This window comes from Imperialibacter roseus (genome assembly GCF_032999765.1).
Lineage (GTDB): Bacteria > Bacteroidota > Bacteroidia > Cytophagales > Cyclobacteriaceae > Imperialibacter > Imperialibacter roseus.
Window position 1 is genome coordinate 5871225 of sequence record NZ_CP136051.1, and the last position, 25490, is coordinate 5896714.

At 40.1% G+C, this 25490-nt stretch carries 24 protein-coding genes and 1 pseudogene; 2 read left to right on the top strand and 23 right to left on the bottom strand.

Annotation, left to right across the window (positions count from 1 at the left end; translation table 11 throughout):
* Positions 1-3 precede the first annotated feature (3 nt).
* From RT717_RS24660 to RT717_RS24680, 5 genes are all read right to left on the bottom strand, one after another.
* Positions 4-1101, bottom strand: a complete 1098-nt coding sequence (locus RT717_RS24660; RefSeq protein WP_317488998.1) for a glycosyltransferase — start codon at positions 1099-1101, stop codon at positions 4-6.
* A 71-nt stretch (positions 1102-1172) separates the two neighbouring features.
* Positions 1173-3020 carry an asparagine synthase (glutamine-hydrolyzing) gene (asnB, locus tag RT717_RS24665; RefSeq protein WP_317488999.1) on the bottom strand — a complete coding sequence of 616 codons (1848 nt, stop codon included), beginning with the start codon at positions 3018-3020 and terminating at the stop codon, positions 1173-1175.
* Positions 3020-3937: a sulfotransferase gene (locus RT717_RS24670; protein WP_317489000.1), complete on the bottom strand. Its 918-nt coding sequence runs from the start codon at positions 3935-3937 to the stop codon at positions 3020-3022. The genes asnB and RT717_RS24670 overlap by 1 nt, the downstream gene beginning before the upstream one ends.
* A complete protein-coding gene (locus RT717_RS24675) occupies positions 3921-4553 on the bottom strand; it encodes a hypothetical protein (protein WP_317489001.1) in 633 nt (210 codons plus the stop codon). The genes RT717_RS24670 and RT717_RS24675 overlap by 17 nt, the downstream gene beginning before the upstream one ends.
* A 624-nt stretch (positions 4554-5177) precedes the next feature.
* Positions 5178-6413 (bottom strand): oligosaccharide flippase family protein, encoded by a 1236-nt coding sequence (locus RT717_RS24680; protein WP_317489002.1) that lies wholly within the window; start codon positions 6411-6413, stop codon positions 5178-5180.
* Between the two features lie 294 nt (positions 6414-6707).
* Here RT717_RS24680 and RT717_RS28575 point away from each other — a divergent pair.
* Together RT717_RS28575 and RT717_RS24685 are read left to right on the top strand one after the other, a co-directional pair.
* Positions 6708-6938: pseudogene (locus RT717_RS28575) on the top strand (transposase); the annotation flags it as partial.
* 164 nt (positions 6939-7102) lie between these two features.
* Positions 7103-7447 carry a DDE-type integrase/transposase/recombinase gene (locus tag RT717_RS24685; RefSeq protein ID WP_317492382.1) on the top strand — a complete coding sequence of 115 codons (345 nt, stop codon included), beginning with the start codon at positions 7103-7105 and terminating at the stop codon, positions 7445-7447.
* Between the two features lie 146 nt (positions 7448-7593).
* Here the strand turns inward: RT717_RS24685 and RT717_RS24690 are convergent, their stop codons facing one another.
* From RT717_RS24690 to RT717_RS24775, 18 genes are all read right to left on the bottom strand, one after another.
* The gene (locus RT717_RS24690; protein WP_317489003.1) at positions 7594-9834 is read right to left on the bottom strand and encodes a GumC family protein; all 2241 of its coding nucleotides are present in this window, start codon (positions 9832-9834) and stop codon (positions 7594-7596) included.
* Between the two features lie 20 nt (positions 9835-9854).
* A complete protein-coding gene (locus tag RT717_RS24695; RefSeq protein ID WP_317489004.1) occupies positions 9855-10604 on the bottom strand; it encodes a polysaccharide biosynthesis/export family protein in 750 nt (249 codons plus the stop codon).
* A gap of 147 nt (positions 10605-10751) precedes the next feature.
* The gene (locus RT717_RS24700) at positions 10752-11498 is read right to left on the bottom strand and encodes a glycosyltransferase family 2 protein (protein WP_317489005.1); all 747 of its coding nucleotides are present in this window, start codon (positions 11496-11498) and stop codon (positions 10752-10754) included.
* The gene (locus tag RT717_RS24705; protein ID WP_317489006.1) at positions 11498-12742 is read right to left on the bottom strand and encodes a hypothetical protein; all 1245 of its coding nucleotides are present in this window, start codon (positions 12740-12742) and stop codon (positions 11498-11500) included. The genes RT717_RS24700 and RT717_RS24705 overlap by 1 nt, the downstream gene beginning before the upstream one ends.
* Positions 12743-12794: 52 nt before the next feature.
* Positions 12795-13688: a glycosyltransferase family 2 protein gene (locus tag RT717_RS24710; RefSeq protein WP_317489007.1), complete on the bottom strand. Its 894-nt coding sequence runs from the start codon at positions 13686-13688 to the stop codon at positions 12795-12797.
* Between the two features lie 14 nt (positions 13689-13702).
* A complete protein-coding gene (locus RT717_RS24715; RefSeq protein ID WP_317489008.1) occupies positions 13703-14419 on the bottom strand; it encodes a glycosyltransferase family 2 protein in 717 nt (238 codons plus the stop codon).
* Between the two features lie 14 nt (positions 14420-14433).
* Positions 14434-15057, bottom strand: coding sequence for an acyltransferase (locus RT717_RS24720; protein ID WP_317489009.1), 624 nt, complete (start codon positions 15055-15057; stop codon positions 14434-14436).
* Entirely contained in the window at positions 15050-16228 is a 1179-nt protein-coding gene (locus RT717_RS24725) for a glycosyltransferase family 4 protein (protein ID WP_317489010.1), read from the bottom strand. Before RT717_RS24725 ends, RT717_RS24720 begins: the two co-directional genes overlap by 8 nt.
* Positions 16229-16242: 14 nt before the next feature.
* Positions 16243-17367: a glycosyltransferase gene (locus RT717_RS24730; RefSeq protein WP_317489011.1), complete on the bottom strand. Its 1125-nt coding sequence runs from the start codon at positions 17365-17367 to the stop codon at positions 16243-16245.
* A complete protein-coding gene (locus RT717_RS24735) occupies positions 17364-18314 on the bottom strand; it encodes a nucleotide-diphospho-sugar transferase (protein ID WP_317489012.1) in 951 nt (316 codons plus the stop codon). The genes RT717_RS24730 and RT717_RS24735 overlap by 4 nt, the downstream gene beginning before the upstream one ends.
* A gap of 5 nt (positions 18315-18319) precedes the next feature.
* A complete protein-coding gene (locus RT717_RS24740; protein ID WP_317489013.1) occupies positions 18320-19225 on the bottom strand; it encodes a glycosyltransferase family 4 protein in 906 nt (301 codons plus the stop codon).
* Positions 19226-19421: 196 nt separating this feature from the next.
* The gene (locus RT717_RS24745) at positions 19422-20204 is read right to left on the bottom strand and encodes a glycosyltransferase family protein (protein WP_394854107.1); all 783 of its coding nucleotides are present in this window, start codon (positions 20202-20204) and stop codon (positions 19422-19424) included.
* A gap of 119 nt (positions 20205-20323) precedes the next feature.
* Positions 20324-21166 carry a glycosyltransferase family 2 protein gene (locus RT717_RS24750; RefSeq protein ID WP_317489015.1) on the bottom strand — a complete coding sequence of 281 codons (843 nt, stop codon included), beginning with the start codon at positions 21164-21166 and terminating at the stop codon, positions 20324-20326.
* A complete protein-coding gene (locus tag RT717_RS24755; protein WP_317489016.1) occupies positions 21166-21957 on the bottom strand; it encodes a glycosyltransferase family 2 protein in 792 nt (263 codons plus the stop codon). The genes RT717_RS24750 and RT717_RS24755 overlap by 1 nt, the downstream gene beginning before the upstream one ends.
* A complete protein-coding gene (locus RT717_RS24760) occupies positions 21947-23113 on the bottom strand; it encodes a glycosyltransferase family 4 protein (protein ID WP_317489017.1) in 1167 nt (388 codons plus the stop codon). Before RT717_RS24760 ends, RT717_RS24755 begins: the two co-directional genes overlap by 11 nt.
* The gene (locus tag RT717_RS24765) at positions 23098-23985 is read right to left on the bottom strand and encodes an NAD-dependent epimerase/dehydratase family protein (RefSeq protein WP_317489018.1); all 888 of its coding nucleotides are present in this window, start codon (positions 23983-23985) and stop codon (positions 23098-23100) included. Before RT717_RS24765 ends, RT717_RS24760 begins: the two co-directional genes overlap by 16 nt.
* Positions 23982-24626 (bottom strand): acyltransferase, encoded by a 645-nt coding sequence (locus RT717_RS24770; RefSeq protein WP_317489019.1) that lies wholly within the window; start codon positions 24624-24626, stop codon positions 23982-23984. Before RT717_RS24770 ends, RT717_RS24765 begins: the two co-directional genes overlap by 4 nt.
* A 9-nt stretch (positions 24627-24635) precedes the next feature.
* Complete coding sequence (locus tag RT717_RS24775) at positions 24636-25487, bottom strand: glycosyltransferase (protein WP_317489020.1); 852 nt, start codon at positions 25485-25487, stop codon at positions 24636-24638.
* Between the last annotated feature and the right edge of the window lie 3 nt (positions 25488-25490).

Below are 25490 nucleotides of genomic sequence, written 5' to 3' on the forward strand. Positions count from 1 at the left end.
AGACTATACGATTTCATTGACAAAGGCTTCTATGGTATGTTTAGCCAAATAATTTAAATGGCTTTCCATTAGAGGTTTATCTAACGCATTCGTAATTGCCTCATTTAGTTTTTCAGCACTATCAGGATCACATTTGTAAATGTTAGGAATTTCATCGATTCCTCCCGCACATAAAGTTGAAACAACATTGCTATTTACTGACATCATTTCAAGCAGAATATTCGGGAACCCCTCTCTTATTGACGATACAACACACAATGAAGCCTGACAATAATATACATATGGGTTTAACACATACCCTGGAAATAAAACTCGATTTTCTAAACCCAAGTCTACGGCATACTTTTTCAATTCTTTTTCCAAAGGGCCTTCTCCAAGAATCACAAGTGAATATTTCTTGATATAGTTCTTAGAGAGTTTTGAGTACGCCTCTATTAAATTGAAAAACCCTTTTTCTTTAATTAATCGGCCAGAAGCGATAACAAATGGACCTAATTTCAACTCGCACTGATTCTTTTTTGTCATTATTCCATGGAGATCAAAAGGATTACTCAACACTTTTGTCTGTTTATGACCAAGGTACTTTAAGTTCGATTTGAAAGTATCTGACATCAGGTTCGTTTGAAAAATAATGCAGTCTACAAAAGGGTAGCCCAGCCAATAAAAAAATAGATATTTCAACCTTTTCAAAGAAATATTACTATACCTAAGAATCGGAGAAGACGGTTCCCGCACAATTAATCTCGTAGTTTTTAGGAGTCCACGCTTCTTTAGAGTGCCTAACAAAGAATTAAGAATAATATTTGAAGAAAACGAAAGCGTGTAATGCCGATTCCCAAGTCGTCGATAAATGGTCCAAACCACAGAAAGCAACCCGAAAAAATAATATGACTTACTGATCTTAACGATCGTGGCTTGGCTTGACAACTCATCCCACTGACCAGTAATATTACGATTAATGCGCCAAATTAAAATATCAACGGCAAACCCTCTTCTCAAAAGTTCCTGAGCAGTGTAGAAAACAACTCGTTCCGCCCCATTAAGTTGCTCTCCAGGCACAATCAAAAACGCTGACGGCTGATCTGAACCAATGGTTTTCATCTAGACAGAACCAAAAAAGAAATAAACTGTGAATTTAAAGTTAATGTCTGCCTAGTCAGTATTTCAAAAATCTACACGACAGCAAACTTTGACCCGTTATTTTCCAACCACTGTTTTAGAACTAGCAACTTCCATATTTCAGGGTACCGGTTTCTTTTGCCACTCATATGTTGATGAATCAGGATTTGAACCTTTTCCGGTATTATACCAGGGATTTTTTTCAAATCATCCAAAGCAAGATTATCCAATACATATTCCTTCAACTCTTTTTGGAACCATTGTCGCAATGGCACGCTAAATCCAGATTTTGGTCTATCAAACATTTTCCTCGGCACATATTTGTATAGAATATCCTTCAGAATCATCTTTTGGGTTCCTACATGGAACTTATATTTAACTGGAAGCGACCTGGCAGCTTCAATGACTCGATAGTCCAATAATGGGGCTCTTGTTTCTAGTGAGAATGCCATTGAAGATCGATCAACTTTGGTATTAATATCCCAATTCAAGTAGGACACTAAGTCAAAATCACCCATTCGCTGCAATAAATTACCACTTCCCTTCAACCACTTTACTTCTTCTATTCCCAAATCAAAACTTTGGACATCAATCCATTCCCTGTCAAATCCCGTTAGCGAATAAAGATATAAATCTTCAATAGAATCCTGAAATATACCCCCACCAATAATATTCGCCTTGTAATTTGGTATTTGCTGTAAAATACTTCCCAAAAACATTCTTGCTTTCGGTGGTAGTCTATAAAGTAAATTGGCCCTATTAATCCAATCATATCTTTTGTACCCTAAAAAACCCTCATCACCGCCGTCTCCAGACAAAGCAACCGTTACATGGTCTTTGGTTTTTTTCGCAAGAAGCATGGATGGCAAGGCGGAAGCATCGGCAAAAGGTTCATCAAAATAGTAAGAAAAGTTGTCAATCAAACCCAATGCCTCGTTTACAGAGCAATCTATCGTATGGTGGTCAGACCCTATATGTTGAGCAACAGTTCGAGCATATTGGCTTTCATCAAACTTACTTTCATTAAAACTAATAGAAAATGTCTTCAAATGATTACCTAAACTTTCCGCCGCAAGTGCCGAAACCAAAGAAGAATCAATCCCTCCCGACAAATAAATTCCAAGTGGAACGTCGGCGAACAATCTAATTTTCACTGCATCTTTTATGATGTTTTCAACCTCATCAACTGCCTCGCTGTACGACCCCTTAAAAGAATTAGCTACCACTGTGCTTATATCCCAATACCTATCAATCGCAAATTGTCGTTTTTGAAGATCATAAGTAAAATAGTGTCCTGGTCTCAATTTTTTTATTTCATTAAAAATTGAATCAGGATCAGGAATATTTCCCCAGGACAAAAAACGGGTAATACTTTTACTAGAAATTGACAGATGATCATTCCCCAATTGAATTGAAGAGAGCTGGCTGGCAAACTCAAATCCTTCATTTGATAAGTGATAATAGAACGGTTTTTTACCTAACCTATCCCTTGCTCCAAAAAGTAATTCTGTACGATGATCATAGATCACAAAAGCAAACATCCCATTCAACTTAGCAAGACATTGGTGGCCCCAGGCTAAATACGACACGCAAATTACTTCAGTATCTGAGGATGTTGTAAAAGTGAAGCCAAGCGTTTCTAACTCTTTTCGGACATCAAGAAAATTGTATATCTCGCCATTAAAAGCAATTGTAACCTTACCCTGGTAGCTAAATGGCTGATTTGAGCGTGTGTCTAAATCAACAATCGACAACCTGTTGTGCCCCAGTGCTAAATAGGCATCTTGTTCCCGAGAAAAAAATAAACTTTGGAAATCCGGCCCGCGAAAAGCAGTTCTATTAAGTTTGCTCCTTAATAAATCATCACTATATCTTACAGTGGTTCCATAGATGCCACACATTATTTCAAATAATTATACCTTTTCAAAAGCAACATTGTTAATATGTAGAATAGCTTTGCGTCTTTGACAGCCAAACTCTTTTTCCAAGATTCATCTGGGATTTTCACCATTCTAATTTCATTACTCATCCGTAATCTATTCCCTGTTATAGTGTGCCTTTTTATAAATGGAAGATTCTTTACTATGATTTCCTTAGATTCATGCAGTTCTATTTCAGCCCCACTCTCTATTCGTTTTAAAGAAAAAATTGGATCGGTAACTAAATCTTCATATCTAAGTAATATTCTATTTAGGCCAAAAGAAAATAATTCAGAAAAAACGTTTGCCAAACCCCAACCCAAAGCCACACGGATTGTAGGTTTTGGCTTTAATGCCTTTTGAACCCCTTTTTCCAAATTGGCTCTATGGCCCTTTTTAAGAGACCCTAATACTGCTCTTCCGTCTCTAACCAAATGTATGACGAACGGCCTAAAACCAAGCACTCTTAAAATTAGGAGTCGAAACGGTAATTTTGATGCATCAATTGCTATTGAGCCATCATTCAATTCTAAAAGTATATTATACAAATTGGATACTGTTTTCCTATAAGTATTAAAGGATTTAGAATCAATTGACTTATCAAAAAATAATCGAGTTACCCCGGAAAGCCTGCTGTACCGCTTTTCTAAAGCCAAGAAACTTTCTATAGTAATTTCAGAATTTAATTCCCATTTAGTCTTAAAGGCAGACCAATATTCACATTCGCTCGCACTTTTTCCACAAGAGCAATAATGATTTGATGTCCAAACAGCATCAGTTAAATATGCGACCTCGCCTAAGGCAGCAACTTTTTTGCTATTTCCTAAAAGTAGATCTAGAATTGTGGAGCCAGATCTTCCGTACCCAACAATAAAAATTAGCCTACTTTGCTTCAACATTTACGAAACTTCTAGATGTAAAATACTTGTTCATTACGAAAAACACCAAAACCATTGGAAGTACATTTATCTTTAAAAAAACAGCCAGCTCGGTTCTCACCAATACCACTATCGAAATCACAGACAAAATCTCTAAGTATGCCCCGTGCTTATTTGAATAACTCTCAACTTTTCTTTGAATATAGTAAATGAATAAAGCGGCTACAATTGGACCAAAGAACCAAAAGTTAAGGATAGATTCGATAATAAATGAAAATGCCAACCCTACCCGATTATCTGCATAATAGAGCTTTGAATACTGACCTAACGTTAAATAGTTTGGGAAATAATTCGTAAAAACATTCAAAAATTGAATAAATGTGTTGGTTACGTAACTAAAAACATACTCTCCATATATACTCCCGTTTCCAATAAAATCGTAAAGCAACGAATAGGATGCTATAGGATCTAGTCTTGATAGATATACCTGCCTGAAAGAAATATAGTCTATAAAATAACTCCAGCCTTGCCCATAAATTACGATAGCGTAAAAATACTTCCAGTAACCTAAAACAAAATAAAATATAACCCCAAGGGGTATCAGAAATATGAGCCGCAAGTTTATTCTTAGATTCATGAATAATGTTAAAAGGAATAACACCAGTGGCTGCCTGTTGAAAATAAATACGATAAAAATAAATGTTACAATGGTAAAAAAAATAGATAATCGTGTTCTTAACCCTTCGGTGCAATAAACATACACCCAAAAATATTCCCCTAGCAAAAATGTCCAAGTCAACAATGGACTGTTATTGTAGATATCATTTTTCTGAGATCTATTTAGGTCCAAATGAATTAAAGTGATATATATAAAGAAGAATGAAAATGCCAGCACAATTGTTGTAAGCAAATCTCTATTACGTAATGTAATTTTGATATCATTTTTAAATTTGCTTTCTCTTGACTTGTGAGTAAAAAAATAGGCAAGGAACAGCGTCAATAGAAGCAAAAAATACAATACCTGAGCAGCGAGGGATGTTGGTGTATCCAGCTCAACTAAGATTCCTATGTTTCCAAAGTCAAGCTCGGTGACCCCGAAAAGTAAGTTATCGAGAATTGGGGAGGCACCGTAGTAAAAAAAAACGAGATATGTCAAAAAGATGTGCGACTTAGAGCTGTAATATCTACTGATTGTCAATAGAAAAAGTAACTCAAGACAAACCAACACTTGGGAAATAATTAAGTACACTTTTGAATTGATTTAGTTGTTCGTTAGTTCCCTTCTGACACTTACATATGACAGCACAAGAACCATAAATTCGCTTATTGCTAAGGCGTAAAGAACACCCAAATGATCAAATATTGGTATAAGCATGTAGCATAGAATTACAAAAAAGACCATGCTAGATAAAATGTAAAACAACTGCGAACTATATATCCCTAATATTGTCTGCGCATTTCGAAGATATACTATAGGCATGGCTATCGCCCGAGCTAAAATAATTAAAACAAATATCGAGTTATTTTCGGAAAATTCTGGGTTATCAAAGCTCAATCGCGTAATAAATACACCAAATAGTACTACAATAAGTGTAACAGCCATCCCAATTAAAATGACGGAAATTATCATCTTATTTAGGAACCTCTTGAACTTGACGAGATCAACGACATGGAGATTCGACAATCGTCCTATTGATGATTTTGACATTGCTTGATTTAACGTATTTAGGGTGTTGCTAAACTGAAGAAAGCCAGTATATACTCCCAAAAGAGACCTATTTTGAATAGCAAATTCTATTATATATCGAGGGGCATTCGATTTAATGCCATTAATGAAAGCTGTGGCTCCAAGTTTTAGACCTTTTTGCAACACTTCTAAAACTTGGCTCCCTTCAAAATGAAGGAGTTTACTTTCACTCAGGAGAAACTTCTTTAGTTTCGGCAACTCGAATAGAATAAACCCAATTAAAAAATATGATGATATGCTAAAGAAGCTTATAGCTATGTTTTGGAAGAAAAAATAGCTTAAACCAAATATTATTATCGTCCCTACCGACAAATAAATAGTTGACATAGCCATTAAATCTAGCCGCTCAAATTTTTGATATATAGAAAAGCAAAACTCACGATAGTTCACTAGTGCCCTGTATAATGAAAAGGAGGCCATAGCTGGCAGCATGCTAACATCGTGGTAAATGGCAAAGCAAACAATCATAGATACTATTGGAACCAAAATACACGACACAATAATAACAATATGATAGCTTCCAAAAATATTTTCAAAACGATCATTTGCCACGACAAGCTTACCCAAATCGAACATCATGAAAAGTTGAATTGGACCTACTATGGCAGAGAGAATCCCGTAGAGTCCAAGCGCTTCAACATCTGAAACACGAGCTATAATGACCACTATTAAAAACTGTGAAACAACATTGAATACTTGACCCAAAAGAGTCCAAGCTATGTTGCTTCTAAAACTAAGAGGACTACTCATTTTTTGGTATTTTACCTTTCAAATAGCCCCAAATTATATGGCTCCTTTTCGAGTCCCTCAAGTTCATTGATAGTTTGGATTTAAATAATTCACTCCATTTTAGCCTCTAAAATATTTAATTTCTCAAAAGTATTTTTTCTACAGTTTTTGGAAGCCGTCAACTTTTTCAGTCGATGCACTAGTGATTCAACGATTTTGAAAGAATTATTATGTACGCTCCGTCGAAAATAGGACTGTTTAGATTAGGCAGAAATCTATTACTTTTAAACTGTTAGAGACTAAAAGAAGCGATTAACCAAAAGTCAAATTTTCAGCATCCTCAAGGAGTTCGGCGCTGGGAAGAACATTCATGAACTCACCAGGGGGCGCGGAGTTTACAAGGCCACAGATTACAACTGGAAGTTCAAGTATAGTGGTTTGGGCATGAAGGAGCTTGAAGAAGAGAACCGGCCCCTAAAGCAGATGTATGCTGACCTAGCACTGGACAAGAGGGTGCTGAAGGACATCCTGGGAAAAAAGTTTTAAGATCCGCCGAGAAGCCCCCAAGGGTTGATTATCTGCAGAAGACCTATCAAAATCAGCCTCAGTCGGGCCTGCAAGTCAGTTGGTCTATCCTGTTGGGTTTAGTTTACTATTTCAAAGCTGCCGGTATGACTATCCTCTCATCGACATGCTGCAATCATTGACCGATCGTCGATCAACAGAATTCAACTTGGTCAATGGACTTTATGAGCGATGCACTAATTTCTGGCAGAAGATTCAAGGTATTTAACTTACTTGATGACTTCAATCTTGAGGCATTGGCTATAGAAGTAGACACCTCTCTGCAAGAAGAGCGAGTAGTTAGGGTTTTCGAACAAGTAGTTTCATGGCGAAACAAGCCAGAAAGGATTCTAGTTGATAATGGCCCTGAATTTACCCCAACTAAGTTCGTTATGTGGTGCGAGGAGCACCACCAATCCATTGGCAGTTTATCCTGCCAGGGATGCCTTCTCAGAATAGCCGCATCAAGCGATTCACGGCCGGTACAATAACAAAAATGAATCAATTGTCTAATTTAGGGAGTTGCCCTAAAAGTGGGGAGCTTACAATTTACCTCTGAGCTAGGTTAAACCTAGCTCACTTTACGAAATCAAATTACTCGTTCGGGTAGCAACCTCTGCGATAACCCTAAAAAAACTTACCAACCTGCATTCAAAACAATTGAAATATTTTTAAATAGCCCTTTAGAAACATAGCTTTTAAGAATCCGAAGAGATTCTATGGTAGTTTTGTTTGCCCTCACTACAAAAAGTGAAACGTCGGCGTATTTTGCTATCTCAAAGGCGTCAGCAAAGTGCCCAATTGGGGAAGAATCGACAACTATATACTCAAAGTGATTCTTCAAGTCACCTAAAAATGTTCTCAACTCTTCATTGGCCATTAATTGCCCAGGGTTTGCTGGCAACTCACGAACTGAATAGACAAATAAGTTTCCCCCTATTGAAGCCGATTGATTAACATATTTTAGTGTATGTTTTGAGGTTAGTTCAGAGACCGGTAAAGGTTTGAAATCTACAAAAGAAGCTAAGCCGGGAGGCTTTCTATAATCCATACACAATAATAGAGTCTTGTACCCAGCCTCTGAAAAAACACTTGATAAATTAAATGCTGTGAATGTTTTTCCTTCATTATCACCCGTAGAAGATATCAACACCATCGTGCTTACTCTACCTGTAGGTTCCGTGCTCTTTAAGGTTGATCTTAGGATTCTAAATCGCTCAGCCAGTTCGGTACTTGGATATGTATTGATAATGTCAATATTCGAATATTTAAAGTGTGGTAAATTACCTACGACTGAGAGGCCCGTTTCTTTTTCAATTTGAATCTGGCTTTGGACTGTGTTTTTTATAAAATCTCGGATTGAAAAAATAACTAACGGCAGCACAAAACTTAAAATGAAAGCTATGACAAAGTTAATGTTCTTATTTGGAAATGTCATTCGCTGTAAAACTGCAAAATCAACTACCTTAGAAGATGCCTCATTGCTTGCTTTGGCAATTCCTGCTTCTGCTCTTTCCTTCAACAGATAAAGGTAAAGTCCCTCATTCACATTAAAATTTCGCTGTATATTAATATACTGCCTCTCATTCCCTGGCAAACGATTCAATTCCTTTTCGGAAAGCAATACCCTGGAGTTAATGTCATTCAATTGAATTTCTGTTGTGTTTCTAAGGTTCCGTACATTTTCCTTGATAACATCAATGAGTGAGGAATATTGAGATTCAAGCGTAGTTAATTGAGGGTTTATTTCTGAGGCGCTTGAGCTCACACGTATAATACTATTTCCTGTTTCATTCAGTTTTACCACTAAATTGTTTAAACCTGCATCCGAAATTCCTGCCGTCGAAGGACTTGCTACGCTTCCGGGTTCGAGGTTGGCGAGATAGTCAATCAGATAGTTAAAATAATCAAGCTGCATTCCCAACTTGGCCTTTTCCTCTTCTAGGCTTTTTAGCCGACTAAATATAGAAACACCCTCCTGGCTTATGTTAAATATTTTATTCCTTGTCCTAAATGCTTCAAATTCTTCCTCAGACGAAAATAGAGCCTTTTCGATGGAGGCAAGCTGCTCATCGATAAACTTGACCGTCTTATTGGCCTTTTCGTTTTTTAATTCTAACTCTCTTTTTATATAGGTGTCCATCAGCGTATTCAAAAGCCTAATACCCTTGTCCGGAACAGAGGTGCTTAACGTCAACTCTAGAATACTGGCTTTGGGATTAATGGGCTTAATGCGTAATCTGGCACGTACATTTTCGGTAAAGTTGACAAGAGGCCAAAATTCAATATGATAACGACCAGCAAGACCTAATTCATTAAATTTTTTCGTTTTAGTAAATCGCACGGAGGTGCCTTGTATTTCAAGTTCTTCTCCAAAGGATGCTTCCAAAATAACTTCCTGAGAGCTCGAAGAGTCAAAATATTCCAAGAAAAATTTGGACTCATTGATCAATTCAACACTTACCGTCTCCTTTGACTGAATATTGATTTTTCCAATAATTTCACAGATGAACGGACTTTCAGAAGTGAAAATTTCTACGCTGCCCAGCTGGCTTGCTTTATAATACCGAACATTACCCGACAGCTTCCCAACAACATCGTTTATCAATGTGTACGATCTAAGGTTTTCGATTTCATTTTCGGTATTTACAGACAGTTCAAAAAGATCTTGTTCTTTTAGTGCCGAATTGACTGCTGTTTTGCGTTCTTCGGGTATGAACAAAGTTGATCTTACTAAATATGTGGGCTTGGAATACCTATTGAATAGAAGGCAAGCAACCATTAGAATAAGAAATGACAAAGCAAACCACCTCCATCTTTTGCCAAATCGGATTAAAAAAGCTCTAATGTCAAAATCGTTTTCTTGCAGGTAATCCATTCGTTTGTTTCCTGTTTTATTTAGTTGCTATTTATTAGGATAAGTACAAGTGCAATAGATGCTACTAAAGTAGCTATTGGAACTGCTAATAAATTGACATTCTGAGTTGAGTTTTTTGCCTTGAAAGATTCAGCAACAAGAATATCGTTAGGGTAAATAAAATAATAGGGGCTACTTAGAAGGTCAGGATGGGTCAAATCGACCACATGTCTTCTTTGACCATCGTTATATTGTCGTATTAGTACAAGCTTGGCTTTGTTCGCATAAAACGTAAGATCTCCTGCATTGCCTATGGCCTCGTATATCGTAAGCTTATTTTGCATCACGGTGTATCTGCCAGACATATTAAATTCGCCAATTGCCGTATATCTAATTCCTCCAAGCCTAATAATTACGAAAGGTTCAAAAACATATTTCTTCAACTCAAGTTCAATTATTTTTTTGGCTTCAGTCAAAGTCCTTTCCATAATGTTGACAAAGCCAAGCAGCGGAAGTTCTATTGCGCCATTTTCATCGACTTTGTAGCCGGATAAAAAATTTACATCAGCAGCATTATCATACTGGCCAATATTGGCCAGATTTCCTTGTGTCTTAAAAACCTCTGTGACAGAAGGATCTACTGATCTTACTTCGAGACTTACAATATCACCAGCCCTCAACCGGTATTCTTTATATTCATTCGGTATTAAACTATCCGCCGCCAATAAATTGGCTTCATTGAAGTAATTTAAATTTTTACTCGGCACGCATGAAATAATGCTGCCTGACAAAACTGCGGCGAGGAGTATAAAAAAAGCTGATGCCGGCTGACAATAGCATTTAGAAGACAAATTTTAAACATACTTTTCAGCGTGTTATTAAACAAAAACATTAAACAACTCTTGCCATATTGAAGCGACAACCAATTGAAGTTAAACTCAAAAGAATTGCCCTACTTTTCTTAGCGGCTTCATTCCCAGAGTATATCGCCTGGGAGTAACATTGTTGATCTTCCAAGCAATACCGTCTTCCCGGTTAGCTTGAATCCTATTCTTTATTGACTTGTTACTCACCCCCCCGTCTCTCATTTTGATAATTACCTCGGGTAAGTAAGCACAGCGCACTTGGTTAACAAACAAAACCCTGAGCATCATTTCGTAATCAGCGGCAATTTTGAGGTCGGTATTATAATGGCCATGCTTTTGGAATACCTCTTTCCGCACAAAGAAGGTGGGGTGGGGTGGGGACCAGCCATAGTAGAATCTTTCTCTTTTATATGCCCCGCTATGCCATTTCCGTACCACCCTGTTGGGGTTGTCCCGCCTCACATACTCCACGTCGGCATACAAGGCGTCAATCCCACTGTCGCTGATAAAAGTTGATGCAACTTTGGAAAGCACGTCATGGTTCACATAGAAATCGTCGGCATTCAATATGCCCACAACCTCGCCGGTGGCCAGGCCTATTCCTTTGTTCATCGCATCATAAATTCCCTGATCCGGTTCGCTTATGAAAGAGGTTATCTTCGAGGCATACTTATTAATGATTTCCAGTGTCCCATCAGTTGAGCCTCCATCAACAATAATGTACTCCACGCCCTTATGTTCCTGACCAATCACCGAATTGATACACCCCTCGATGAACTGCCTGTTATTGTATACTACAGTGATTATGCTGATGGTCATCAGGAGTGGTGGTTCGAAGCTTTTTCCAATTCTATTTCAGCTGGCTGCTTAATCAAATAATGTAAAAGAACCAGGAAGATGGCAACAGGCAGCACTCCCCTTGTCACGAGGTAGTATTCCGTGATCAAATTCGCTAGAAGATACGAGATGGTAACAATGGCGAACGGAATAAAATACTGCTGCTTTTGGTTTCTTTTCGCTTCGTAGTAATTCACCCGCAAGAGCTGTACAACCACATAGGCAAGGAGCATCAAACCGGCAAGGCCCATGAAGCCATTGGTAGAGCCGATAAGGCCATCGTACCAGGTTACGAAATTTGAAACAAGCCCCACTCCAAAAATCAAAAAGGTTCCTGAGCTTTGATCAAATGACAGCAGTAACTTCCTTATCCTGCTAGCTGAGCTGTCGCCTCCCCCCTGAATATCCAGTGCTCTCTCCGCAAGGCGTAAAATAGTAGTGTCAAAGGACACCGAAATGACTAAATAAGTAAATACGCCAATAAGCAGAACCCCAACAACAAAAGAGGTCTTTTTTACCTGAAAGATATTTCTGTAGTCGACAATAAGCGACACCACTTGAGCAAATATGACCACCACTATCCCAGTCTTTGAACCCGTAAGTACAATTGCGGGGAGAGAGATAACATTGATAAAAAATGAAAAAATAGCTCCGTGGCGGAAATACTTTTTCCAATAAAAATTATACATCACCAATCCCATTGCTAAAAAACAAGAATACAGATGGGCATCAGTTAGATAGGGATCGTTTGAAAAAGGAAAACTTGGCCTGAGCGAACCATACAACATGCCTGACAAGCGAAGAACCAAAAAAAGGTAGACCCAGGCAGTAAGGGCAATGAATACCCACAACAGGAGTCTATGCAACAATCGAATCCTCTCAGGTGTCATTGTTATAGAACTGATGATAAGCAGGGGGAACAGGGGCACCAAAAACTTATAAATAAAACCGATGTTTTGTAGATTTTTGATGCCATAGGCCCAAAGCCCCAATGCGCTGCTGATAGAAAGGATAATGATCAACGCCATAATCACGTGAAACACCTGCCGGGAGAATTTTATTTTATGCGCTACACTTATCAGCGCCAATGTCAAAAAAATATCATTTATCCTTAGCGGGCCAGCCACCTCTATGTTGATTGGCAAAAGCAAGACAGACAGACATAAAAATATAAATGGCAGCTCAAACTTTATCTTTCTCCTCCCTATGTTAATACTCAGGATCATTTAATCAATCAACTTGGTTATAAAATCGCCGCAAAATGCCTTTGCTCCAAAGTTACCTTTTTAAACGATCAATCCTCCATTTGAGCCGGGTAACTAGCGACGCCACTGCAGGAAAAAAACAAATCAGTATGAGCTTTGCTTTGTGAATCACTTTCAATTCAGAGAAAATAATGTTTCTGACACTGACACTTTCTGCCATGAGCGAATTGTATTCGACAGAGTAGTCGAACACATCTGGGGTGTCGTAGCCAAGCAGAGCTTGATTTTTTTTTAGAACTTTGATCAGCATAAGCATTCGGCGTGCCCTAAACTGGATTTTCTCCTTTTGGTAATTGAGTATACCTCCAAAAGTCTGCCCGTCATGCTGCCTATATAGGTACAATTTCTCCCTGATGTATTTAATCTCCGTCACTTCCCGTTTGATAACCAGCGAAAACCAAACGTCCTCAAAAGGGAGTTCATCCGGCATAGGAAATATTCTTTGTGCAACCTCTCTGTGAAACGACCATGTGCACCTTGGCAAGCTAATCAACTGGCTTAGCACCAACTGATAGTCGAGCTTTAGGAATGCAGGATTGATGTAGTACGGGCCCAGGTATTTTAAAGCTTCATCCACTAGAATGAAATCGTGACAGTGCGCCCTATACTTACGTAACGATTCACCGAACTTAAAAAAATCAGGAAGCAAAACGTCATCTGAATCGATGCACTTGATAATTTCCCCTATTGACTGCTGGTATCCAAAATTTAACGCCTGCACCTTCCCTTTACCCGGATTCCGGAAGGCTTTTATCCTTTTATCGTTCCGGCTCATATTTACCAGCAAATCGAACGTTGAGTCATCCGAATGATCATCTACCACGATAAGTTCCCACAAAATGTTGCTCTCGTTTGTCAGTGGCTCTACGGCCTCAGCAATGTAACGAGAGACGTTCTTAGCTGGCATTATGAAACTGATCATCATCGGAGGAATCTTGTTGCAAGGATTTTGTAGAGCAATACAGGTATTCCAAGTACACCGAATATTCCTGCATTGGCAAAAAGGACTTTCAGGGTTTCAGCGGCGTTTTGCATTAACCGCTGTTCTCCCACTCCGCCCAGAAGGTAGCGACAAACCACAAGATTCTTCCTGATGGGCTTAGTTTTGACTTTTTTTAGCAGTTTAAAGTACCAATCTAATTCTCCTTTCAATCTCAACGAATCGTCATATTCGGCAACAATACTGCGGTTAACAAATATACTCTGATGACATAACGTCCTTGTTCCCCAAAAAATCAGGTTCCCTAAGTTGAACTGCTTAGGTTTAAGCACTCGATCGATGGTTGGCCCATTTAAAGCTGCCGACCCATATACTATCTCTGTGTCTTCGCCCAACGCCTGCATGCATTTTTCGACGGTATCAGCGCTGGCAAATGTGTCACCAGCGTTCAAAAAAATTAACCATTCGCCATTAGATGCCCTTATGCCCTTGTTCATTGCGTCATATATACCCTTGTCTTTTTCACTGACAAAAAAGTCTATATTAGTTAAGTTTGCCTCAATTAGCTCTATTGTTCCATCTGTAGACCCACCGTCAATCACTACATACTCAATATCTGGATGAGTTTGCTGGGCAACACTCTGCAATGTCTCCCGAAAGAGTGAGCCTGCATTATACACTACAGTGATAACACTCACCTTAGGCGTAATCTTCACGTATTCAGCCGTTTAATAAACACTGCAGGGTTACCCGCCCAGACTTCATTGGCTGGGATGGTGGCTCCTCTCACCACTGAGCAGGCACCAATTATGGAATTCTCCCCTACAATGGTTCCTTTTAACAATGTGGAGTGCGCTCCGATAAACGCATTGTCGCCAATACTTACTGGTCGCTTACTAATGTTGCTCTTGTTTTCAGGCAAACTCGTTCTTTCGGCAGCTTTGAGTGAATGGAAGTCCGTATCATAAACCACACAGTTGCCCCCAAACCTGACATTGCTACCAATTGTTACACTTTCATGACAAACAATGGTTGAGGCGCTTATCCCAACATTGTCGCCGATTGTAAGTAGGCCCCCTTCCCGGCATATCAGGGAAGTTTGCTGCTGCCGACCAATATTATTGAAGAATGATCCACTATTGACCCTGAAATCTGTCCCAATTGACACCACGCTACCTGGAGCACACTCTACTGAGATAAATCCGTTAATCGTCGAACGTTGGCCAATAGCTACCTTATTTGATTTTAACATCAGCCAATTCCACGGGCCCGCAAGCAGGCGATAAACGACGATTCGGTATAGAAACCGAACAGCTCTCAAAATAAACCTAAGCATGCGTCAAGAGTTTGGAATATATACTCAAATAATCTCTTCGAACTGTGTTGGGATTGTGGCGTTGTCTTGCCAGGTATCGACTATTTTTTGATATCCGCTCCGATAAGGGCTTGTCGTCAATAATCATTTTTATTCCATCGACAATGCTTAACACCTCAAGTTCGACAAGTATTCCAGTTTCCACCTGGTTGATCAGAGAAGATACCCCACCCACATTGGTTGCCACAACGGGGAGGCCAACCACCTGGGCCTCGCAAATGCTGTTTGGGCTATTGTCAATGTACGACGGATGCAGCAACAACCTGCTCTTTTTCATCTCGTCTACAATCTGCTTTGCTCCAGCCCGTCCCATATGAAAAATGTTGACTCCAGGCTTGCAGTTAACAAGTTCCATCGTGGCAATCAGGTTTTCCAGCCCTCGGGTATCTCCATCTCCAAAAATATTGAGTTTTAACGAGGAGGCCTGAGCAATTGAATCAAATGACAGCAGGGCTTCCTTTATTCCTTTAATGCTGTTAAGTCCACCCAAAAAAAGAATGCTTTCATTGTCGGTAAACGCAATATCTTCGTCAATGAAAAACTCCTCTCTTATCATTTCCCAAGCAATAAATATCTTCGCCCGGGGGTTGAGCGCTTGCACGGAAGATGTGTCCCAGTGGGTGCGGCATATAAAATTGCTATGGTTTTTGATTCCGAACCGTTCGTATAGCGAACCTAAGGCCCAAATGGCTTTTTTCGATGATATTGCTTCCGGCAGTCGGCTGTAGTACTTGAACAAGAGCCCTTGAATACTGACTACAGTAGGGATGCCTAAGTTGCTCGCAGCTATTTCAAACTGATGTTCTGTGCCGTGGATATGTACCAGGTCAAATAACTGAACATTCTTCTTTAGCCATCTCCGTAAAGTCAAAATTCTGAAGAAATAGAAAGTAACTATGTCCAGCTTTGGCGACAGTGTCTTCAAGAGTACAACCTTGTACCCATCCTTCTTTATTTCAATATCGGCGGCTGCCAGTGTTGGGCTGGTTGAAAGAATGGTCAATTCGGCTTCACCAGAGGTTACCAGGGCTTGTGCTAGCGATGTAACCCACGGAGCCGCATGTGCGCTTGGGTTTGACGGATATGGGGCAATCCAAAGGATTCGCAATGGCGTTTTTTTGATCTGGGTCAATTTTATACCACTTTTTAACTACTTGTTCCCTCGCCAGAAATTACATGCATATATTCTCTGCCAATTTGATGCACATTAAATTTTTCGACCCTGCGCTTGGCAGATTCAGGATCTCTTTTAGTGCGAAGTCCCTTTGAAATGGCTTGCGCAAGCAAACGATGGTCGCCAATGGGTACTACCAGTTCCATATCTTCCCGGTAGAAAATCTCCTTCGGAATGTTACAGTCGGTTGATGCTATTGATAACCCACAGGCAAATGCTTCGATAAAGACCATCGGAAACCCCTCATAAATAGCCGAATGAACAAACAAATCAGCATGGGAATAGTATTTATAAGGATTTTCCACAAACCCCATAAATTCAACAATCTCATCAATAGCTAATTCTCTTGTCATTGCCCGAAGTTCCTCAGCCAGGTCTCCTTCTCCCAGAATCAACAAATGACTCAGCTCATTTTGCTCGTTCTTAAGGTACGAGATCGCTTTCAACATGGTGGGATAATCCTTGGTACTTTGAAGACGTCCAACGGCTATTAATAACGGCGTTTTTTTGTTAGTGACCCAGCGGTGATCAAGCGCCTCTTCCCCGAGTCTGTTAATTCTTTCAAGATCAATTGGATTATTAATAACAACTGTTCGGGCGCAGATGGATGGAATCGCAGCGACAACCGACTGTTTCACTTGCTCGGAAACTGCCACAATCGCATCAGCCCTGCGATAGGCGGATCGAGCAATCGACTGATAGATTTTTGAAAGTTTATACTCTTCGGGGTGATTGATAAAGGTTCTGGTATTGTGCTCACACAGGATTAGGCGGGGTTTGTAATCAAGCAGAACTCTGGAAAATGGACTGGTTACGTTTGGCCATTCGCCAATTGAAAGGATCGTTGAATTGTCTAACCTTCTTAAAGACTGCCACAAAGCAACGACCCTGCCCACGAATCCGAGCCTGATCAGACGTTCGTTTGTCTGTAGCACGTTGACTCTCTTGTCGAGCTGGGGTAGATACTTGCCTCTGTATCTGATCAGCACCAGATCAACCTTCAAGCCAATGGATACGAAATAATTGCAAAGCAGCACCGTCACTTTCTCAGCTCCTCCAGTGCCCAGCGAATTAACTACCACAGTTATGGCGTTCATTTGCCTACTGCGGCTTTTAGTTTTGTATACACGGCAAGCACAAATGGCAGCCTTTTTAGATGGTGCTTCAGGCCACGGGGCAGGTAGGTAGAAGCCAGCTTTTTTGAAAACGTTCTGTCAGCCAAAATTACCGATGGATGTTTCAGTGGGAAATCGACATTGAATACGTCTATATTGTGAGAATTGTCAGCCTTTACTGTGTGTGTTGCTCCTTCTCCAAATCCGATATTCTCGATCAGGTTTCTTGTTGGAACTATTGCCAGCATGGAGTTGATTTTCTGAAAAACACCCCATTGAAAGTCCCATGTGTTCGACTGCCCTGTGAATGTGGCGGCAACCTGCTCAGTTAGGTAGCGAGACTCGTCTCTATCGGACGTAGCGCTCAGCAGGTATTCGTAGAGATTACTGTCGAGAAGCGTTTTGTCATTTACATCAAACTGGTTCACAACTCTCTGCCAGGTTGCCCAACCCCAGATGCTTCCTCCGGTCGAAAAAACATAGCTTAAGCATTCATCTTTATATGCCCCCAAGTTATTTCTACCACTTATCATCCCAATTCTTTCGTCATCAATGTACTTGATGAGCAGTTCCTGACAGAATTGGAAAAAAGACACAGAAGGCAGGCAGTCATCCTCGAGAACTATCCCAAATTCCTCTTGCTCAAAAAACCATTTTATGGAACTGAAAACAGATTCTTTACAGCCTAAGTTACTATCCCGATATAGTTTCTTCACCTCGCAGTCCCAATCGATAGCGTTGTCCAGATATGCTCTGACTTGTGCTACTTTTTCAGCCTCATACTCTTTTTCTAATCGGGGTCCATCCGAGGCCAGATACAAGAGAGTCGGCTTTACCTCCCTTATAGCTTCCAGAACCCGCTTGGTAGTTTCGAGTCTATTGAAAGTGAGAAGCAAAATGGGTGTTGACAAGCTGGAGCCCTGAACCATACTTCCTATGCTCTATCAAATGATTGATACAAATGCAAAACTTTTCTGGAAATGTTGTCCCAACCGAAATTTGTAGCAGCGAACTTGGCCGCTGCAGAGCCATTTAGCTTCATGGAACCAGTCGCCAATCCCTCCAATTGGGCAAGGAAATTGCGGGATTTATTGGGCAGAAGGGCGGCAAATTCATTGGTAACGTAGCTTTTTATTGGCTCCAGGTCCGATGTTACGATAGGAAGGCCGCAAGCCATAGCTTCCAGGATCGCATTGTTAGCGCTGCAATCGATCAGAGGCAGTAGCAAAACATTGGCCTTTCTGTATTGGATTTTCAGCTCTTCATCCGAAAGCGCATGCAAAAATTCAACATTTTGAAAACGAGCCATTTGATACATTCTCCAATCGTCCCCTTCTTTTGCTTTTGGATAAAGGATGTTGAATTTGAAGGTGCACGCACTGTTATGGGCAATTTCGATGATGTCCACCAACAAGTCGATATTTCTCAGCCAGTTTCCTACAAACAGGCACTGAAATTGATTTTGCTGCTTCGGGGCATTCTCGTCCGGACAAAAGAAATCGACGTCGACTCCGTGAGGAATAAATACTACCGGCTTTGTCAACTCACTCTCAAGGTATTGCCGATCATGCTCGGTGAGCACGATGATACCGTCGAGGGTGTTCAACAACTTCAGATGACCCTTAACCTTCCACCAGCTAGCTGGTTGGTGAACCGTGCCAATTACCTTTATTCTCTTCAGGAGCAGTTTTCTCACCCTGCTGGAGCTCAGGAGGGCGTAGTTTTCCTCGGTGTAAAGTATGTGGATAACATGCACTTTGTTAATTCTTGCCAAAAAAATGGCTTTCAATTCGGCAAGGAATCCTCCTACGATAGCATACTGAGGTGCTCTTGAACGCATTGACCTACTAAGTCCAAAAAGTCGTTTAACGGTTGGTTTTAGCAAGTTTTGAGCAAAAGCAAAGTACTTTGGTCGCCACACGCTGATCAGCTGAATATTTTCCAAGCCATTCAAATGGTTAAACAACTTATCGTAACCACTATGAGCCCCCATATGTGAATACGAGCCCCTGATAACCACTGCCTTCATCATGTCGTTATAACCTAAAAGCCCCCATACAGACGGCTTTGGTTTTTGTATAGAAATATTTGATCCTGAAAAGAAACCCTTGATCCTTGCCTTTAACCAAAATATATAGGGCGTCTTTTATTTCTTTGGTGACTAGTTGGGGAAGGTACTTGCGGTTGTACATCCAGTTGAAAAGGATTCTATTTCTTGTTATATAATATTCATACAGCATTCCGTGGTTACTCATTGACTGATATACTGTGCATGACGTGTCAACCAATACTTTCCAGCCCATCTTTTTTGCTCTGTAGCACCACTCAGTCTCTTCAAAATACAAAAAGAATTTGTCGATGAAATTGCCCAGGGATCTCAGCACGCTGGCGTTCATTATTATAAACGACCCATTGACGTAGTCTACCTCGCTAAGAGCCGTGTCGGTTATGGAATGTTTGCTGATTCCAAAATTTAAATGTCGTGGTGCGAAGAACGACTTTGTGTCTAAAAAACCACCATCTGAGTATATGACGTCAACATTGTCCCTTAAGCACAGTCTCGGGCCAACAGCAGCAACACTATCATCCTTCTGAAGGTGACAGTTGAGTTTTTCAAAAGTGTTCCCGACAATTCTTACGTCGGGATTTAGCAAAGCGATAGCCGTAATGGCGTCATTCTTTAGCAAAATATTCATCCCAAAGTTATTGCCTCCTGCGTAGCCCAAGTTTTTTGGAGTAAAAAAAACCATTTCAGCTGGGATGGCTTTCATCAACTGCTCTTTCTCAGCACGATCACAGGAGTTGTCTACAATGATCACAGCTAGCGAAGAATCCTTTAATTTGACAATTGATCGAAAGAGCTCGATTGTATCGTGGCTCGAGAAAAAATTAAGTATAATAACTCCAATCAAAAGTAAGCGGGATGACGCTGCTGAGCTCAAAAAAGTCTTCGAACTACTCTGTACAAAAAACGGGTGACAAATGATTTATGAATAAAGCTATCGAGCAAACGAACCCTGTTTTTCGCTTCCTCCCAATGCTTTATCACCTCAATGAGGTCGTCGAACTCACTCCAGTATATGTCGAAGTTTTTCTTTAAGACTTGCTTTCTGGTCGCATTTAGCCGTGATACACTGGCCTTTAAATCAATATCTCTTGAGCTTTTGCTGATTCGATAAAAAAAACACGTCTCAGGAATGACGTAGACATTTGACGAAGAAGTCAAATATCTGATATTGAAGTCCCAGTCTTCATATCCATGTTTCAAAGATTCATCATATCCTGAAATTTCCTTTGCTCTGGTCGTTTTGAATATGCTTGAGCAGAAAATGGAATTCTCGAGTAACAGAGACCTATAGGTATAATCTTTCAGCTCCCATTCGCCTTGTCTCTCACCAAAAAATTCAGCCTTACAATAAACCATGTCGGTGTTTGGAAACTTAGCAAAACGATCTACCGCCAATTCAATGTAACGGTCGCTCACATAGTCGTCGCCGTCTAAAGGTAGGATATAGATCCCCTGACTTGATCGCAGACCCACATTTCTTGCGCTGGATGGCCCGCCGTTCTCTTTGTGTATATAACGAAATCGACGATCGTGATCGCAAAAACGTTGGACAGCCATCTTAGTATTGTCTTGACTACCATCATCCACTATGAGACACTCAATATTGGTATAAGACTGGTTTTTGACGCCTTCAAGTGTCTGGATAACATAATCCTCCTGATTGTAGCAGATTACAATTACCGAAACAAGAGGCTGCTGCTGAGTCTCATGCATCAGAGAATGTCGGTCATTTTAAGGATTCTGAAAGCGTTGAGCAAACGGAGAGTTTTGCTTTGATTCAGCCTGTCCCGCACAGCATTTAACTTTATCAAATCTTCCATTTCCTGTAGTAGGTTGTGGAAGTGGTTGTCCAATACCTTTCTTTTTTCATTTTCAATCAGCTCCTGATTCTCAACTTTGGAGCTTAGGCCATCAAAATAAAAAAGGGACAATGGCTCTGCCAGATGCTTGTAAGATGCATTATTCTTAAAAATAGCCAAGGTGTAGAAAGCCCAATCAGCCACGATACGTAAGCTTTCATCAAATCCCTTCAATTCGATCAGTAGGGCTCGCTTTGCCATCATAGCAGGATGTGGAAGTGCTTCAAATAGCAAATGGCTCAGCCTGACCTTGTCCGGATAATTCTTCCTCCACATTTTTTTTCCTTCCTGTAGCATGAGGTCACCATATAAGATATCCTCCCCGTTGCATGCCGCCATCATCTTCTCAAGCGCACACGTGTCTGCAAAAGTATCGCCACTGTTGAGAAACCAAACATAGTCCCCACTGGATGCTCGAATTCCTTTATTCATCGCCTGATAAACACCCTTGTCAGGCTCGGAAACCCAGTAGTCAATCCTATTGCTATATCTTGAGAGCACCTCACTGCTGCTATCTGTTGAGGCCCCATCAATGACTAAATATTCAAAGTCTGAAAAGGTTTGACTCAAAACGCTCTTAATCGTTCTTTCCAGACCCGGTCCGTTGTTGAGGTTTACCGTGATGATCGATACTTTATACATCATGACCAGCTTTAACCATGGTCGCTACGTCTAGAAAGTCCCGCCCAAAACGAATTACATCCGATTCATAGTCATAAGAAATAGACTTTCTTGATTCTGCCCACGCAATTTTCATTTGCGAGGCAAGTTCCTTTGCGCTATTCTTTTGGAAAAAAAGCCCATTGTCTCCCAGTTGCTCAAAATGAACTGGTAAATCAGAAGCAATTATATGCTTCCCTAACGATTTCCCATCCTCGATAACAGTACTCCAGCCTTCAAACAATGATGGCTGAATGACCGCATGAGCGTAATTCATAATAGTAAGCATGTGTTCCTTGGGGATAAACCCCAACCACAAGAAATTATTTTGCAACCCCTTTTCGGAAATTTTTTCTTTTAGTCTTACTGGATGGTTAGGATCTCGATAGTCCGACTCTTTGCCGGTGAAAACGATTCTAATTGAACCGACCTTTTTTGACAATAGCTCCATTGCTTCAATTACTAGTGCATGGTTTTTATGCTTCCATAATTGGTTAGCTACTAAGAAATACTTTTCTGGTAGGTTGTAAATTTTGACGCATTCCTGATACGTAGTCTCGAAATCAATGGCTGAATGAGATACAGCAAATCTCACCAGATAAAGAGTGGCTTTGCTTTCTGGGAAAAAAGTCTTGAAGTCATTCAGAGCATTCTGACTACTAAAGACAATATCGGATTGGCTAGCTGCCAATTTCTCCTGCCACTCGTTTCTTTGAGTTAGCTCTTCAAGAGTAAAAAAATCGGGATAATATTTTTCTTGAAAATCGGGGATCCACCACAACTGGTTCTGAATGGCTGCGAGCTCCTTATGAAATCCTGCATTCGGATAAATAACGTCTACTATGGTTGAGCGAAATTTCTTAGGGAAAAAAAGCCGCTTCGAGAAAAGGTAGCAGATTTTATTAACTGCTCTTTCAAAAAGAGAGTATTTTCTAGAGGCATCTACAAAATTTATAAACGGATAGTTTACTTCCTTTAGAAAGGTCAATTCGAAGTCTCTTTTATAAAAAAGAGTAATCCAGGGTTGCTTTTCTTTTGGCAAAGACTTCAGAGCATGTACAATATTGATAATATAATATAGTCCACCTGTCCAGAGATCAGAATTATCAACAAACAATCCTATTTTCAGCCTTTTAGCCATAATGCGTAATTTTTCAACCCTTCTTTTAAAGAAACTTGGGGCGAAAATCCTAGCGCTGAAATTTTACGTATATCTGCCTCCCAAAACAGCGGATCACCTATCCTATTTTCTCCGCTAAAAGTTATCGGTCTATCACATTTCAGGACTTCAAGAAAGCTTTGGATAGCGTCTCTTATTGTAGTTTGCTTCCCGGCAGCGAGATTGTATATATTACCTTCAAAAGTGCCTTTATCAGCAACAAATCCAATTGCCCGTGTGACGTCATCAATGTTTATGAAGTCCCTTGTTTCATTTCCAGTTCCAAAAAATTGAAGACTGCCATTGCTCTCAATCCGATTAAAAACATCCCAAAAAAGTTGCTTCTTCAGACCAGTGCCATATGCCGAAAAGACTCTAACGATCGCCGTTTGCACTTTAAAATAACGGTAGAAGTACTGACAGATCTGTTCAGCATGCATTTTATGTACTCCATATGGCGAAACAGGCGAGAGCGTAGCATTTTCTGGTATTGGAAGAGTTTTTGGGTTACCATAAACAGCGGCGCTTGATAGCTGAAGAAATTTGCAGTTATTGTTCCATTTTTGAATAGCGTTTAGAATGTTTGCCACCAAATGGACATTGAGTGTAAAATCGATCAACGGCTCTGAAATACTGAATGGGACAGATGCTGACCCGGCACAGTTGATACATACCTCGAATTGGTTATTCTGGAAAATATCATCGAAGGCTTCTGGCGCTATTGTCTGAAAGTACTCTGAGCATCCCGTTTTTTTTTGAATATCAGCACACCAAATGTCATGTTGACGAAGCTGCAAATATCTCACCAATGATTTTCCGATGAATCCTTCCGAGCCAATTACAAGTATTTTCATCTAATAGCTGCCTTTTTTAATGTTCGAATAACCTCGGCCGGATTTCCCACAGCTACTGACCATGGGGGAATGTCTTTGGCTACCACGCTTCCAGCACCTATAACTGACCCTTCTCCAATAGTTACACCCTTCAGAATAATAACATTAAATCCTATCCACACTTTGCTTTCAATTAAAATTGGCTTACTCACTACATTTGACCAATCCTTATTGACCAGATTATCGCCATTGTATTGAATATAGTCCTCATAGCATTGATGATTATCGTTCTTTCTTTCCTCCCAATGTATGCTATGGGAATTGTGATCATAAACTGTGATGCCCCAGGCCAATGTCACGTCATCTTTGATCTCTATTTTGTTTCGGCTAATAAAGGTAGCCCCTCCAATATGTACGTTGTCGCCAATCACAACTTCGCCTTTTTCTGTTTCAAAAACGAAACTAGCAGTTATCAGGCACCTTTTTCCTATTGTGAGGTAAGGCCTTTTTTCTAACATTTCCTCTCGATCAAATCTCAGACCAACACTTTTCAGAATCGAGTCTTCTTCTTTTTGTATATAGTTGACATATTTTTCTACCGAACTAGGTTCACGCTTTTCTGGGTATAATAGTCGATAAATATTTTTCAGGACTGCCTTCATATACCTCTGTTAGGAATACCTGTTTAAGTAATCCGCCAAACGCTTGGCAACCTTTTGGAGAACACTTTTCTTCACCGGAAAATGTGTGGTCGTAAAAGTCTGAAATCCTGTTTTAAGAAGCTCCGTATGTTCATCTGAAAAATATCCGGAATCAATCATAAGTTCGTATGCGTTCTGGATTTTCAAAACATTTTTCTGATGATCTTGCATACCCCATACACTATTGACATGCAATCGATGAACAGCCATTACAGTAGGAATATAGTAGTAGTCGCCATGTTGAGCGTTCAAAAGATGAAGTAGCCAATCTCCCAGCTTTGCCTGGAAAAAAAAGTCAGGATATTTATCAATAAGGTGGTTTTTAAATATGACCGAACATGTAGGCATTGCATTACTAAAGGTGATATCACTAAATGTATGTTCTTTGGCTCCGCTGAAATTACAATACAAAAAAGACGCTTTTGTATAGTCGCCTTCATATCGCTCCTCGGTATTGTGAAAACAGCCAACGAAAGTTGGGTTAGTTTCTAAAAAATCGATCTGGGTTTGCAACTTATTAGGATCCGTCCAGAAATCGTCACCTTCAAAATAAGCAATATATTTGCCTAACGGGCTGGTAATCAAGTCCATCCAATTTCTTGCAGGCCCAACATTTCGCTCCTGGAAAATCAATCTAATTGTTTCAGGATGCTTGTCCTTGAACTCCTTGATTATCTCACGAGTTCCGTCTGTAGAAAAGTCATCTGCAATAATGAGTTCAAAGGGAAAGTTCACTTTTTGCATAAATACCCCATCAAGTGCATCCCTAATGTAAGCTTCATGATTGTAGGTGATCAAGCAAATTGAAAGAACAGGATCCATTTA

Excerpts from the sequence above, each read along its gene's own strand:
- RT717_RS24660 (WP_317488998.1), bottom strand. The coding sequence starts at position 1,101 with ATGAAAACCATTGGTTCAGATCAGCCGTCAGCGTTTTTGATTGTGCCT.
- asnB (WP_317488999.1), bottom strand. The coding sequence starts at position 3,020 with ATGTGTGGCATCTATGGAACCACTGTAAGATATAGTGATGATTTATTA.
- RT717_RS24670 (WP_317489000.1), bottom strand. The coding sequence starts at position 3,937 with ATGTTGAAGCAAAGTAGGCTAATTTTTATTGTTGGGTACGGAAGATCT.
- RT717_RS24675 (WP_317489001.1), bottom strand. The coding sequence starts at position 4,553 with ATGAATCTAAGAATAAACTTGCGGCTCATATTTCTGATACCCCTTGGG.
- RT717_RS24680 (WP_317489002.1), bottom strand. The coding sequence starts at position 6,413 with ATGAGTAGTCCTCTTAGTTTTAGAAGCAACATAGCTTGGACTCTTTTG.
- RT717_RS24690 (WP_317489003.1), bottom strand. The coding sequence starts at position 9,834 with ATGGATTACCTGCAAGAAAACGATTTTGACATTAGAGCTTTTTTAATC.
- RT717_RS24700 (WP_317489005.1), bottom strand. The coding sequence starts at position 11,498 with ATGACCATCAGCATAATCACTGTAGTATACAATAACAGGCAGTTCATC.
- RT717_RS24705 (WP_317489006.1), bottom strand. The coding sequence starts at position 12,742 with ATGATCCTGAGTATTAACATAGGGAGGAGAAAGATAAAGTTTGAGCTG.
- RT717_RS24710 (WP_317489007.1), bottom strand. The coding sequence starts at position 13,688 with ATGCCAGCTAAGAACGTCTCTCGTTACATTGCTGAGGCCGTAGAGCCA.
- RT717_RS24720 (WP_317489009.1), bottom strand. The coding sequence starts at position 15,057 with ATGCTTAGGTTTATTTTGAGAGCTGTTCGGTTTCTATACCGAATCGTC.
- RT717_RS24730 (WP_317489011.1), bottom strand. The coding sequence starts at position 17,367 with ATGAACGCCATAACTGTGGTAGTTAATTCGCTGGGCACTGGAGGAGCT.
- RT717_RS24735 (WP_317489012.1), bottom strand. The coding sequence starts at position 18,314 with ATGGTTCAGGGCTCCAGCTTGTCAACACCCATTTTGCTTCTCACTTTC.
- RT717_RS24740 (WP_317489013.1), bottom strand. The coding sequence starts at position 19,225 with ATGCGTTCAAGAGCACCTCAGTATGCTATCGTAGGAGGATTCCTTGCC.
- RT717_RS24750 (WP_317489015.1), bottom strand. The coding sequence starts at position 21,166 with ATGCATGAGACTCAGCAGCAGCCTCTTGTTTCGGTAATTGTAATCTGC.
- RT717_RS24755 (WP_317489016.1), bottom strand. The coding sequence starts at position 21,957 with ATGATGTATAAAGTATCGATCATCACGGTAAACCTCAACAACGGACCG.
- RT717_RS24760 (WP_317489017.1), bottom strand. The coding sequence starts at position 23,113 with ATGGCTAAAAGGCTGAAAATAGGATTGTTTGTTGATAATTCTGATCTC.
- RT717_RS24765 (WP_317489018.1), bottom strand. The coding sequence starts at position 23,985 with ATGAAAATACTTGTAATTGGCTCGGAAGGATTCATCGGAAAATCATTG.
- RT717_RS24770 (WP_317489019.1), bottom strand. The coding sequence starts at position 24,626 with ATGAAGGCAGTCCTGAAAAATATTTATCGACTATTATACCCAGAAAAG.
- RT717_RS24775 (WP_317489020.1), bottom strand. The coding sequence starts at position 25,487 with ATGGATCCTGTTCTTTCAATTTGCTTGATCACCTACAATCATGAAGCT.